Raw genomic sequence first — 12,843 nt, forward strand, 5'->3', positions numbered from 1 at the left:
AGTACTGCCGGACGGGTACGGTTCTCATTTCTCACTCCCTCTGGCATTGCTATTAACGATGGGCATGATAGTTCCTTTCCGTTGCTATCAGCGGAGGCATCGGGAAGTAAAAGATGGGCATAGTGGCCGAAGAGAGAGTTCCACCGAATAGAGGAAGTAAGCTATCTTAAGTTGTCCGGTTGCATGATTCTCTCAGTCTGCTATACTACTCTGCGGGCCTTCCTTCCAACAAAAATACATATACAACAACAGAAAAAGAGGAGAGATATGATGAAAAAGTATTACTTAACCGTCGCGGCAGCGATTTTTCTTGCAGGCTGTGGCACAGAGTCTGACGAACAGACAGACGTAAACGACAACCAGAACAACGGCGTGGCAGAAGAAGAGTCGGAAAACAGCGAAGCAACCAATGAAAAGGAAGCAAACAATTCGGAAGAGACAGGAATGAATGACGAGTCTTCAGAGGAAGAAGACAGTCAGACAGCTGTCATTGCTCACCGCGGAGCAAGCGGTCACGCTCCTGAACAGACAATGCCGGCACTGGAAAAAGCTATTGAAATGGACGCTGACTGGCTTGAACTTGACATTCAGATGACGGCTGATGGAGAGCTCGTTGCTTTTCACGATGATGAAATCGACCGTACGACAGACGGGGAAGGCGAAATCGGCGACCACACGCTTGAGGAGCTGAAGGAGTTCGACGCTGGTTCCTGGTTTAACGAAGAATATCCAGACCAGGCTGATGAAAGCTTTGAAGGAGTTGAAATTCTGACTCTCGAAGAAATTTTTGATGAATTCGGGGAATCCAAGAACTATTATATCGAAACAAAATCCACCTATTTAAATGAGGATATGGAAGAGCCTCTAGTGGAACTGGTTGAAGAATACGGCTTTGATGAAGCAGGCAACGTCCTTATTCAGTCGTTCCATCAGGACAGCCTCGAAAAAATAAACAAACTGAACGGCTCAATCCCACTTGTACAGCTTCTCTGGTGGGAAGTAGATGAAGAAACCGGAGAAATGGAAGAGTGGCTGGACATCACTCCTGCTCCGGAAAACATGACCGAAGAAGACTTTGCTGAAATTGCTGAGTACGCTATAGGCATGGGTCTCCACCTCGAGTACTACGACGGTACAGAAGTTATTGATGAATCATTCGTACAAACAGCAAGAGACGAAGGCTTTGAGGTTCACGTTTATACCATTAACGAAGAGGAGGATATGCAGCGCCTGCTAGACTGGGGTGTCACTGGCCTTTTCACTGACTACCCTGATCGCATGCAGAACGTGCTTAAAGAAAAAGAAGAGTAAAAAAGAACCGGTGGGATATCCACCGGTGTCAGACTGCAGGGGCTGTCAAAAAAGCCCTTTTGTTGAACAAAAAAAGCGGCGCCGGAATAATCAATCCGGTGCCGTTTTTTTTTTCGTGGAAGGGGTAAAAAGAAGAAAAAGCAGAGTGAGTGGTGCACTACTCGAAGTCTTTTAGGTTTTGACGATAGAATAACGAACAGGCACTGTTCGTTATTGCCGAACGAGAACCCCATTCCTCCCTATTTGTCTTCTTCATTATCCTCCAGCTTCTGTAAGTATTCCTTGCGCTTACGCTGACGGTAGCCGTATGTCCCTTTCAGAACAGTTTCCTCATCCTCCAGTCCAGCACCGATTGCACCGATGACAGTTGCTAAACTAGTAATGAGCCAGGATAGGTAAATATAATAGCCTAAGCCGGCTTCGCGTCCGATCCCATTTTCTGACTCAAGCAGATCCGGAGGAATAAACAGAAATACAGCCACGAGAAAGCAGATAAATAGCACAACATAATAGACAGCAACACCAAGGCCTATAGTAAAAAGCGTGGAGAGATTATGGAGCCGGACAAGTGACGGTTTATCCGGTGAATCGTTCTTTTTCTCCCATAAATTGTGGGCGAGAATGATCCAGGTCGTCATGGCACAGTATGATACCACCATAAGAGTGATTCCCCGCTCCAGCTCATAAGCATCTGCGAGTAACCAAACTGTTGGAAATATTAGTGCGTAAGCTCCGGTCGCAAACGCGATCGCTACAACGCTTTTAAACGTTCTGATCACTTGCAAAGGGTTGTTAGCTCGGACCATTCCTGTCCCAACGCGGAAGTAACCGTTGCTTTTAGGGCGCGCAATGTAACGCACTGCTGTATCATCATCGTCGTCAGTTACCACCCGATCGATCGGAAGAATTTTTTTCTGCGATCCGCGCTTAATTAATTCTCGGGAATTTGTACTATGCAAGTTTTTTTTCTTAGCTTTTGGCAGATTGTCAATCCTTTCTTGTACAGCTTCCCGTGCATCTTCGTTTGTGCCGTGATGCATCTCACTGATGAGCTGTAGTGTCGAAGACCGCACTCTGCGGTATAGGGGAACGATACCTAAGGCAGGAAAAGAAATCTGTGCCATTTCCTCATCATCGTCCACTTCTGCAACCAGAAATTCACCGTCTTTAAATAATGGAATGTCTGTAATGGCAACAGTGTAGTCCCAGTTATGTTCGCTGGCGATTTTTTTCGCATGCTTCATCGTCAGGTAAGCATCTTCTTCTGCACCTATGTACGAGTCTACGACGACCTCCACATTCCATGTATAGTTGTCATCAACATAGTATCTCAACCGTTCAGTCAGGTCTGAAGACAGTTTGTCCGAAATATCAGAAGCGACTTCTGGTGCCGGCACAATACCAATAGAAAGTGTCTCCTTTGACGAATGATTTGATTCACTGTCCGGCATGGATTCCTTCTCTTCCAGTTCCCGTTCTTCAGGCGATTTATGTTCATCTTCACTGGACTGATGTTTTTTGTCGTTGTCCTGCATATAAATCCCACTTTCCTTTTAACGTTGTATAGACTGATACTAATGACCACATATACCCCGTTCGAAGAGAAATTAATCTATTAAAATGAGGAGTCGTTATGAGTTATCAGTTTGTGTGAAAAATTGGGTCATTTGATGATTAAAGAGGAAAACTATTAAGCAATCGAGAAGAAATCTTTAGGAGACATATTTAATAAAGTTAGAAACATAGGAGGTATGAGATATGAAGATCCAGCGAATAGATCACGTGGGTATAATCGTTAATGATCTTTCTGCCGCGAAAGCATTTTTTCTTGACTTTGGCCTTGAAATGCTGGGGGAAGGAGAAGTGCAAGGTGAGTGGGTGGAGCGGATAATCGGACTTCAAGACGTTAAAGGAAAAGTTGTAATGTTGCGAACGCCAGACGGTGACGCGAATATAGAGCTAGTAAAATTTCACACGCCATCAGATGAAAATGGCATACAGCGACCTTTGGCAAATACTCTAGGTATCCGGCATATTGCCTTTGCTGTTGAAGATATTGAAGCCCTTGTTACCAAATTAGAAAAGAAAGGCGCAGGACTTATTGGTGAGATACAAAACTACGAAAACACTTATAAATTATGCTACTGTCGTGGACCAGAGGGAATTATTATAGAATTGGCAGAGAAAATCAACCAAAGGGACGGTTCTTCTGGTTGAGAAAAGATGAATCTTCTATTGAGAAACTCAGAATATTCAAGAACAGTGTCAGCCACTATTTGTAATTCGACAAACTCCGCTCGACTTTCAAGAATTCACAACGAGTAATATGGTTATTTATGTTAAAATAGAAAATAAAATACAGTAAAATAATGGGGGAGAAAAATGGAACTAGACTTTTTTTGGCTTGCTGTCGGACTGGCCGTTGCCGCCTATTTTATCGGGGACGGGATGAAGAACTTTAAAAATCCGAATAGTAAAAACATGATGGATAGGTTGTCCGAAGATGATGACAAACTACTTATTTCAGAAAAACAGGTACATCATATTCTGGGAATTCACCAGAAGGACGCGCAATCATTAACGAAAGAACACTCCAATATTCCGCACATCGTTATTAATTCCAACATCTATTATCCGAAAAAAAGGTTACTTGAATGGTTAGAGGAGATCGGAAAATAATGGTCCCAAACCTAACAGGGTGCGAAAGTGATCAAACGAACAGTGTCAGACATTGTTCGTTTTTTCATTGTTTGCCGAATCGGAACCGTCCCCATTCCCCAGACAGGGCCAGGTTACCTTATGTAAAGGAACAATTAGACAAACTACGCTTTTTTTATGTTCGTGAATGATTTATTTCAAATAACTGTAGTCAATACACCGATTCGTTTCGTCTATTTTAATGTGATGTTGAAAGGAGGGGAGAGAGATTAGTGATTCTGCGTTAATAAAACAAATATTACAAGGTAACGACCATGCTTTTCGAATTCTGATTGAAAAGTATCGTAGTGTTATTTTTCAAACGACGTATGGTGTACTACGAAATGAAAAAGATGCCGAAGATGCTGCGCAGGAAGTATTTATCAAGATTTACTCCTCTCTCCCAAAGTATGAAGGAAAAGGTTTAAAAACATGGATGGTACGGATCGCAGTTAACCATGCAATCGATGTGAAGAGAAAGAAAGAGAGGCGTCGAGAAGAGGTAATGGAAGAATCTGGATTACAGCTTGTCACAGCATCATTAGACTCAGTTGAAGAGACTTACATACAGAAAGAGTTGGGACATCATGTCCGTCGCAGAATTGATGATCTTCCAGAAAACTATCGACGTGTTGTTTATGGATATTATATAGAAGAAAAAAGTTTTGAAGTGTTAGCCAACGAACAAGGAATTAATGAAAAGTCGATACGTGTTAAATTGCACCGAGCAAGAAATTGGATGAGAGAGCACTGGAAGGAGGATGATTTTTCATGAACCATCAAACAAAGGAAGACTGGATCGACTATGTAAACGATGAATTGCCAGAAGAAACAAGAGCGGTTTATGAGGAACACTTATATAGTTGCGAAAAATGTATGGAAACTTATTTGCATGTGATCGAAGAATCTAGTCACCTCCTGCCAGATGTAGAAAATGAACAATCATTTGTTGAAGGTGTTATGACTCGCATTGAAAAGGAACCGACCCATTTTAAAACAACAAAGACAGGAAAACCGAAACGAGTGTTTTATAAACAAACAGCATTCCATTACGTTTTAGCTGCTTCTCTAACGGTTCTACTCATGTCTTCTGGTGTCTTTCAGTCGATAAGAACGTATGTAGACGAAGTTCAAAAGGTGACCATTTCTGAAGAATCACCTTCGATAACGGAACAAATAATGAGTCTCACGTTTGTACAATCAAATGGAGATGAATAAGGAGGAAAAGATAATGAATACAAATCAAAAACATCCGTTGGTAGGATTTTTGCTATCGTTTTTTCCTGGCGGTGGCCAGTTTTATTATAATAATATCTTTAGAGGGATGTTTTACTTCTTCATGACTGTCTTTCCTTTGGTAGGGGGGTTAGGTTTATCATTTATTAGTGGTGACTCGATGTTTTTATTGATGGGTGGATTTGTAGGCGTATTTTTCTATCTAGTCAGTTTCATCGATACGATCGTCGTGATGAGTCGAGTATCCGGACGAAGAAAATCTCCAAACGAGGTAGGAGAGTTAACCACGGATCCGGAGGATGTCCAGCGTACTGAGTCTGAGCGTTTCTTTACTATCGTTCTATCGTTTATCCCTGGTGTCGGTCATTTTCAACTTGGGTTAATGAACCGAGGGTTTACTTTTCTTACTGCTTTTATCGGAGCGGGAATTATGATTGTATTCATCTCGTTTGCGATGCGCCAAGATGCATTCCTACTTTTCATGGCCTTTCTTCCTGTCGTTTGGGTGTATAGTTTTTTCGATGCAGTTCATCACTTAAATAAAAAACAACGTGGAGAAATACTTGAGGATCGATCCATATTAGATGATATGGAAAGTCGCCGTGCAGATGGCCAAAAAAGCAAAGTGATCGCAACATTGTTAGCCATTTTTCCTGGAGCAGGTCACCTTTATCTTGGCTATCAGAAACGTGGGATCCAACTGATGGCGGCGTTCTTGTTATCCATTTATGTATTAGATTTGCTTCGACTAAGCGTGTTCGTCTTTCTTATTCCTATCATTTGGTTTTACAGCTTTTTTGATGGATTACAAAAGGCAAGTCGGCAAGGAGAAGAAGAGATTGATGATCAGCCTGTCATTCCATATTTAGTCAATCATCAGCGATGGGTTGGTATTGGGTTTATCTTACTAGGGGTATATTTTATATTAGACCGTGTGTTTATCCCAGCCATAGCTCCACAAATCGCGGAGTTTATACAAATGGAGTTTAGCATGTGGTATTATGATTATTTTCAAATTATTTTAGTAAGTATCATCCTTATTGCTGGAGGAATTAAACTGTTATCTGGAAGTAAAAAGAAAAGGAGTGAGACAGAATGAAGACGTGGTTCTTCTATTTCTTTTCTTTCGTGTAAAAAAAGAGCTAAGTCTTAAATATGATATTAGCATTCTTTTCATTGGATTTTTCAGGTAGAAAATGGACGGGATACAAGGAATATACCGGAATTCATTAATATGTCTAATCAAAAACAACCCCTATTCCATGATAGGAAAAGGAGTTGTCATTCTATTAGTTCCACAATGTAGTAATCTATCCACTCTACGGCTTTTTCAAATTTCGGTCTTTCTTTGTCATCCGCTAAAATTTTTGTCCAGCTAAAAATTTCTTCATCAGGCACTACCAGATTAAAACCATTAAGGTTTAAAAAAGCTTTAGCTGAAAGATAAGAGGTTCGTTTATTACCGTCTTTAAAACAATGACCACTAGCAAGATGATAATGATAAACGGCCGCTTTTTCAATAAGTGTGGGGTATCTCTCATAATCCCCAAAACCAGAGTAAGGCAATGCAAGCTTTGCCTCTAGGTTACCAGGATCTCTTCCGGGTAATCCACCATACATTTCTATTGCTAGAGCATGCAGTTCTTCAACATCTTCAACTGAAAGATAATCAACATCAGCCATCAGTTTTTACTAAGTTTCTCCAATGCTTTGCCATCTTCCTTAACGGCTCTTGCAAAGATTTCACGGATTTTCTTTTTACGTTGTGATTGAGTTTGATTCTGTAATGTTTTACTCACTTTGTCATCATCCTTTTTCTTTCTACTCATTTGCCATTCCTCCTCATACAAGTAGTATGCTATGGTTGGCTAGATTAGAATTATTTAATCATTGACGGCGCGATATTTACCCTATTTTATCATAGCTTAATCCTTTGATCTAGTCAGAACAGTGAGCTAACCAAATCGAAGGTTCTTGTGGTTGAAAATAGATCAATCTTATATTGGGCAACTAAGAAAAGTTATGAACAATAGTAGTGACTGGTCGTAGTTCGACAAACTCCGCTCCAATTTCACGAATTCACAACAAGTATATAATATTTATCTTAAAAAGGGTTCGACGTTCCCATTGTTTCCCTTGATAAATAGTTAAACATCATTTACAATGATATTTAACTAAAAAATATAGTGATAGACTTCTTATCCAGAGCGGTGGAGGGACAGGCCCTTTGATACCCAGCAACCATTAAATCAATGATTAATTGATTTAAACGGTGCCAATTCCTGCAAGGATTATGATTAATGATCCTTGGAAGATGAGAGTAATCGTATATACATATACGAGAACCTCTCTTACCTTAGAGAGGTTTTTCTTATGGAGAGAAGATTTATCGCTCAAAAAGGGGCGAATGACAATGGAAAAAGTAGTATTTGGAGCAGGTTGTTTTTGGGGTGTGGAAGCATTTTTTGAAAGTATTCGTGGAGTGGAAGAAACAAAAGTAGGCTACTCTGGTGGTCATGTGGAGAATCCCTCCTATGAGGAAGTGAAGACAGGGACAACTGGTCATGCAGAGGTTATTGAAATAATATATAATCCATGGAAAGTATCTTATGAAGAGCTAGTTAGTAAATTTTTTGAATGTCATAATCCGACAACGCGTAACCGTCAAGGGATAGATATTGGGACTCAATATCGTTCTGTTATTTTCTTTCAAAATCGGCAGCAATTCGATATTGCAAGCAGTAAAAAAGCCGAATTAAATGAAGGAAGTAATAAAAAAATCGTCACTGAAATTAGTCCTTTACAACCGTTTTATCCAGCAGAAGACTATCATCAAAAGTACTTTCAAAAAAATAACGTGGTTGCTTGTGGAATATAAGTAAATTGAAAAAGGGGAAGAAGCTCTATTGAGCTTGTTCCCCTTTTTGTGCGAACAGTGCCTGACCAAGCACTCTTCCTTTTTGATTGTTTGCCGAACGAGAACCGTCCCCATTCCTCACTGCCGAATGGGGACGGTTCCTATTCCTCACTCCGTTACTTTTCTTCTTCCTAATTCGTCTAATATTTGTGGGTATTGTTTGTCTAGTTTGTACATCCAGAGGAGGATCACTTGGAGTAGGGTGAAAAGTAAGGGGAGGTGGATGTTTAGGGCTAAGATCATTTGACTTGCTGATGCTGTTTGTTCTGCGACTGCACCTCGATAACCACCAAATGCTAACAACCAACCGATTAAACCGCCACCGATACCTGTTCCAACTTTCATGCCAAAACTAGCAGCACTGTTTACGAGGCCGGCTGTTCTGAATCCCGTTTTCCACTCACCATATTCCGTCGTGTCATTAATCATTGCATATAAAAAGGTGATGACTGGAATTAACCCAAATCCTTGAATGACATTTCCAGTTAAATAGATTGTTAAATTGGATGGATCAATCATTTTGACGAGTGATCCGAAAATCGCGATCACCGATACGAACAAAGCGATATTTCGTTTGCCGAATCTCCCTGCTAGTTTTCCAACAAAAAAGAAACAAACGATAGTTGGTAAAAATAATGTAAGCGCAAATAGAGAAAAATAACTGCTATTGCCTAAAATGTATGTGGCGTAGTAGATCCCAGCCCCGGTGAGAAGAGCATTAAGGGAATAGGCAAGAACGCAATAAATCGTAATAATCACCCAATATTTGTTTGTTAATAACGCTTTGAATTCAATCTTAAATGGCACGGTCTTTTTCGGTTTAGCAACGGACTGCACATCGACTCTTTCGGTTGTGGATCGAAAGGACGTATAGCAGGTAACAACAATGATGATACCGATAGCTAGGGCGATCATTGTCCATCCTAAAGCGCCACCAATGGCACTGGCAATCGGTTCAGCAAGTGTCATGACAAGAATCGTGCTTAACATCGTAAAAACACCGGTGTAAACATTAACCAATGAGCGTCCTTTCGGATCTTGTGTCATCAGTCCTAGCAGCGTTTTATAAGGAATCGATATGGCCGTATACGTTAGGATGAGAAAGATATATGTGGCATACGCATAAATGATCTTGCCTGTCATGCTGATGTCAGGCACAGAAAAGAGCAAGACGCCCGATATGGCAAACGGAATCGCCATCCAAATAATCCACGGTCGTGCTTTCCCATGTTTTGATTTCGTCCTGTCAACGATCGATCCCATTCCAATATCTGTGACGCCATCAAGAAGGCGAGATACGAGCATAAGCGTTCCCACGACACCGGCGGAGATTCCGACAACATCTGTATAGTAAAATGCTAAGAATGTCCCAACCATCGTCCAGATTAAAATAATTCCGAAAAATCCTAACCCATAATTGACCATTTCCTTATGTCCAGGTCGTTCCTGTTGTGCTGCTTGTAAAGCGGTGACATCTTGTTCGCGTTTAGCCGACATTCCATCTCCCCATTTCCATATTAGTAAGCTATTGATGCTTATGTGGTTAGTAAAATTACTAGAAACGCAAAGGTATACTAACCGGTTGGTATGTACTATAAAACAGTATAAGGTAATTATTTTGAAAATTCAATATAATTTAACAAAAGAGCTTAGAACTTTTCCATTTAGATAATTATGATTCTGGATGTTAACCGGAGGGACGGTTCTTGCGGTTGAAAATGAGTTTCGTTTCAAGTAAAAAATAGCTGGTTTTTGAGCACAGATTGATAGATTTATACAAAGAAACCCTTTACGAACAGCGCCTGGCACTGTTCGTATTTCATTATTTGCCGAACAAGAACCGTCCCCATTCCCCACTCATTCCCCAATCACTTATTCCCCATTGACTTCTTTTGATATCTCAGTTTATAATAGTCATAATGTTATAACATTATGACTATAGGAGAGGGTTATATGGGAAAGTACCTTAAAAGACCGGCTAACTATGATAAGAATCCAGTTGTAAACGTGAAAAATGAGAAGCGCAATGTTTTTCAGGGGTATCATCAAATATCCGCTATGTTGAAATCAGTATCTGATACAAAGGAAAAATGTATGATTTGTGTAGAATGTTATCCCGGAGTAAGAGAAGAAGAAATTATCGAAGGGCTTTCAGAAGGTTTAAGTGATGTGAAGGTAATTAAAGCAGAGGACGTGATGGAATCTGCATCTGAAGTGACTTCTAAAATTCAAAGACATATGACGGAGGATCGAGTATTTGGTTTTGTCGCACCTCATAGAATGGAAGAGTTTGTTGATCAAAGCAAACTTAACCAAGTAAAACATGAGATTTCACAAATCAATGACGGCATTGTTCTAATTATAGGTGTAGGAGCAACAGTAATTGAGGAGAATCCAGATGTCCTTATTTATGCAGACCTTACTCGATGGGAAATTCAACAGCGTTTTGAAACAAAAGAATTCGGAAATTGGAAAGCGGATAATTTAGAAGAAGAGCCACTAAAAAAATTCAAAAGAGGCTATTTTTTCGAATGGCGAATGGCTGATCGAATAAAGCAAAAGATCTCAACAAAAGCAGATTACTTTTTGGATACAGAACGAGCAAATAAACCTGTCATGGTCGCTAAAGAAACGTATTTTATTGGTATCAACCAAGCAGTTAATCAGCCTTTTAGAGTAGTGCCGTATTTCAAGCCTGGAATATGGGGCGGACAATGGATAAGAGAAGTAGTGAAATTAGATGATGATGCGGTCAACTATGCATGGGCATTTGATTGTGTACCTGAGGAAAATAGTTTAAATCTAAAGTTTGGTGATGTCACTTTCACATTACCTTCGATCAATTTAGTCTATTTTAAACCGGTTGAATTGATGGGGCAAAAAGTTCATGCAAGGTTCGGAAAAAGCTTTCCGATTCGTTTTGACTTCTTAGATACGATGGAGGGACAAAACTTAAGTTTACAAGTTCACCCTTTGACCGAGTATATTCAGGATAATTTCGGCATGGCTTATACACAGGATGAAAGCTATTACTATTTGGATTGCAGTGAGGACGCGACTATTTATCTCGGGTTAAAAGAAGGAGTAGATAAAGAGGAAATGGTTGCCGATTTGAAACGAGCGGAAAAAGGGGAAATTAGTTTTCCAGATGAAAAGTATATTAATCAATTCCCTGTCAAAAAGCATGATCATTTCTCCATTCCAGCAGGAACTATACACTGTTCAGCAACAAATAGCATGGTTCTTGAAATCAGTGCTACACCATATATTTTTACATTCAAACTATGGGATTGGGATCGAGTAGATTTAGATGGTAAGCCTCGTCCTGTTCACATTGATCACGGAAAAGAAGTCATTCAATGGGACCGGACAACATCATGGGTGGAGAGTAATTTAATCAATCAAACAGAAACCATTAAGCAATCAAATGGATGGACAGAGGAAAAAACAGGGCTTCATGAACGTGAGTTTATAGAGACACGTCGTCATGTTGGAAATGCTCCTGTCACTCATGAAACGGGAGGCATCGTTAATGTATTGAATTTAGTAGATGGAGAAGAAGCAACGATAGAGAGCCCAACAGGTGAATTCGAACCTTATGTTGTGCACTATGCGGAAACTTTTATTATCCCTGCAAACATTTCATCCTATACAATAAAACCATCAGGGCCAAGTAAAGGAAAAACGATAGCAACAATAAAAGCCTATGTAAGAACATAAGGAGGGTTATATGCAAACACTTTCTGTGGACTTTGGAGGAACGTTAATTAAAGTAGGTTTGATAAGAAACGGAGAAGTAATAGACTTTCTTCATACAAAATCTTTATCAATAAATGGATTGATACCAAGGCTAGATGCAGTAATAGATCTCGTTGAGGTTTTGTTGAAACGAAATCACTTAACAATCAAAGATATTTCTGGACTAGGAATTGCTATCCCTGGATTAGTCGACTCTGAAGAAAAAAAAGTGTTAGCAACAAATGCTAAATATAATGACGCAACGACATTTTCTTTTAATCAATGGATAGAAAAAGAGTTTAATATCCCTTTTATAATCGAGAATGATGCAAGGGCTGCACTTGCTGGTGAGGTATTCCATGGCGTAGCACGAGGGGAGAAAGATGCAGTGATGATGATTTTTGGTACCGGGATTGGGACATCAGCAATGATTAACGGAGAGCTTTTGAGAGGGAAGCATTTTCAAGCTGGTGTTCTTGGTGGACACATCACAACAGATTACAGAGGGTACTTATGTACATGTGGAAACGTTGGCTGTGTGGAATCACAATCATCAAATTGGGCGTTACCAATCGTTGCGAAAGAAAGAGAAGGATTCTCGAAAAGCATGCTTAATGAGTTGGATGTAGTCGATTATAAAAATATCGTCATGTCTGCTCAAAAAGGGGATACGTTTTGTAGCGACTTTCTGGAAGATTTAATCGAACAATGGGCAACTGGTATGACGAATCTTATACATGCTTATGATCCAAGTACGATTATATTAAGCGGAGGTTTAATGAAATCTAGTGATTATTTGCTACCTAAGATGAAAGAAAGAGTTTTAAATAGAGCATGGACCCCTTGGGGAGAGCCGAAATTTTTAGTTGCAAAAAATCCTGATTATTCTGTTCTTCTTGGACTTTACGACCTTACGATCAACAGCATTAAAAACTAAGAGAGGA

At 40.0% G+C, this 12,843-nt stretch carries 13 protein-coding genes and 1 riboswitch; of the genes, 9 read left to right on the forward strand and 4 right to left on the reverse strand.

Annotation, left to right across the window (positions count from 1 at the left end):
• Nucleotides 1-270: 270 nt before the first annotated feature.
• Complete coding sequence (locus tag QDN89_RS18510) at nt 271-1,311, forward strand: glycerophosphodiester phosphodiesterase family protein (RefSeq protein ID WP_280771653.1); 1,041 nt, start codon at nt 271-273, stop codon at nt 1,309-1,311.
• 239 nt (nt 1,312-1,550) lie between these two features.
• Here the strand turns inward: QDN89_RS18510 and QDN89_RS18515 are convergent, their stop codons facing one another.
• Complete coding sequence (locus QDN89_RS18515; RefSeq protein WP_280771654.1) at nt 1,551-2,846, reverse strand: hypothetical protein; 1,296 nt, start codon at nt 2,844-2,846, stop codon at nt 1,551-1,553.
• Between the two features lie 223 nt (nt 2,847-3,069).
• Here QDN89_RS18515 and QDN89_RS18520 point away from each other — a divergent pair, with 223 nt between their 5' ends.
• From QDN89_RS18520 to QDN89_RS18540, 5 genes are all read left to right on the forward strand, one after another.
• Nucleotides 3,070-3,528: a VOC family protein gene (locus tag QDN89_RS18520; protein WP_280771655.1), complete on the forward strand. Its 459-nt coding sequence runs from the start codon at nt 3,070-3,072 to the stop codon at nt 3,526-3,528.
• Nucleotides 3,529-3,693: 165 nt separating this feature from the next.
• Nucleotides 3,694-3,990 carry a DNA-binding protein gene (locus QDN89_RS18525; protein WP_280771656.1) on the forward strand — a complete coding sequence of 99 codons (297 nt, stop codon included), beginning with the start codon at nt 3,694-3,696 and terminating at the stop codon, nt 3,988-3,990.
• Between the two features lie 304 nt (nt 3,991-4,294).
• Nucleotides 4,295-4,783, forward strand: coding sequence for a sigma-70 family RNA polymerase sigma factor (locus tag QDN89_RS18530; protein WP_342394392.1), 489 nt, complete (start codon nt 4,295-4,297; stop codon nt 4,781-4,783).
• A complete protein-coding gene (locus tag QDN89_RS18535) occupies nt 4,780-5,226 on the forward strand; it encodes an anti-sigma factor family protein (protein WP_280771657.1) in 447 nt (148 codons plus the stop codon). The genes QDN89_RS18530 and QDN89_RS18535 overlap by 4 nt, the downstream gene beginning before the upstream one ends.
• A gap of 13 nt (nt 5,227-5,239) precedes the next feature.
• Nucleotides 5,240-6,343, forward strand: coding sequence for a hypothetical protein (locus QDN89_RS18540; RefSeq protein WP_280771658.1), 1,104 nt, complete (start codon nt 5,240-5,242; stop codon nt 6,341-6,343).
• Between the two features lie 182 nt (nt 6,344-6,525).
• Here QDN89_RS18540 and QDN89_RS18545 read toward each other — a convergent pair whose 3' ends face one another.
• Nucleotides 6,526-6,927, reverse strand: coding sequence for a type II toxin-antitoxin system death-on-curing family toxin (locus QDN89_RS18545; RefSeq protein ID WP_280771659.1), 402 nt, complete (start codon nt 6,925-6,927; stop codon nt 6,526-6,528).
• Nucleotides 6,927-7,073: a hypothetical protein gene (locus tag QDN89_RS18550; RefSeq protein WP_280771660.1), complete on the reverse strand. Its 147-nt coding sequence runs from the start codon at nt 7,071-7,073 to the stop codon at nt 6,927-6,929. The genes QDN89_RS18545 and QDN89_RS18550 overlap by 1 nt, the downstream gene beginning before the upstream one ends.
• 366 nt (nt 7,074-7,439) lie before the next feature.
• Nucleotides 7,440-7,565, forward strand: a riboswitch (SAM riboswitch).
• 92 nt (nt 7,566-7,657) lie between these two features.
• On the opposite strand from QDN89_RS18550, the gene msrA reads away from it, so the two are divergent.
• Nucleotides 7,658-8,122 (forward strand): peptide-methionine (S)-S-oxide reductase MsrA, encoded by a 465-nt coding sequence (msrA, locus tag QDN89_RS18555; protein ID WP_280771661.1) that lies wholly within the window; start codon nt 7,658-7,660, stop codon nt 8,120-8,122.
• A 147-nt stretch (nt 8,123-8,269) separates the two neighbouring features.
• On the opposite strand, the gene QDN89_RS18560 is transcribed toward msrA, so the two are convergent.
• Nucleotides 8,270-9,658, reverse strand: coding sequence for an MFS transporter (locus tag QDN89_RS18560; RefSeq protein ID WP_280771662.1), 1,389 nt, complete (start codon nt 9,656-9,658; stop codon nt 8,270-8,272).
• A gap of 456 nt (nt 9,659-10,114) precedes the next feature.
• Here QDN89_RS18560 and QDN89_RS18565 point away from each other — a divergent pair, with 456 nt between their 5' ends.
• Both QDN89_RS18565 and QDN89_RS18570 read left to right on the forward strand, forming a co-directional pair.
• Nucleotides 10,115-11,881 carry a class I mannose-6-phosphate isomerase gene (locus tag QDN89_RS18565; protein WP_280771663.1) on the forward strand — a complete coding sequence of 589 codons (1,767 nt, stop codon included), beginning with the start codon at nt 10,115-10,117 and terminating at the stop codon, nt 11,879-11,881.
• A gap of 10 nt (nt 11,882-11,891) precedes the next feature.
• Nucleotides 11,892-12,836: an ROK family protein gene (locus QDN89_RS18570; RefSeq protein ID WP_280771664.1), complete on the forward strand. Its 945-nt coding sequence runs from the start codon at nt 11,892-11,894 to the stop codon at nt 12,834-12,836.
• Nucleotides 12,837-12,843: the final 7 nt, after the last annotated feature.

This window comes from Salipaludibacillus daqingensis (assembly GCF_029891575.1).
Lineage (GTDB): Bacteria > Bacillota > Bacilli > Bacillales > Salisediminibacteriaceae > Salipaludibacillus > Salipaludibacillus daqingensis.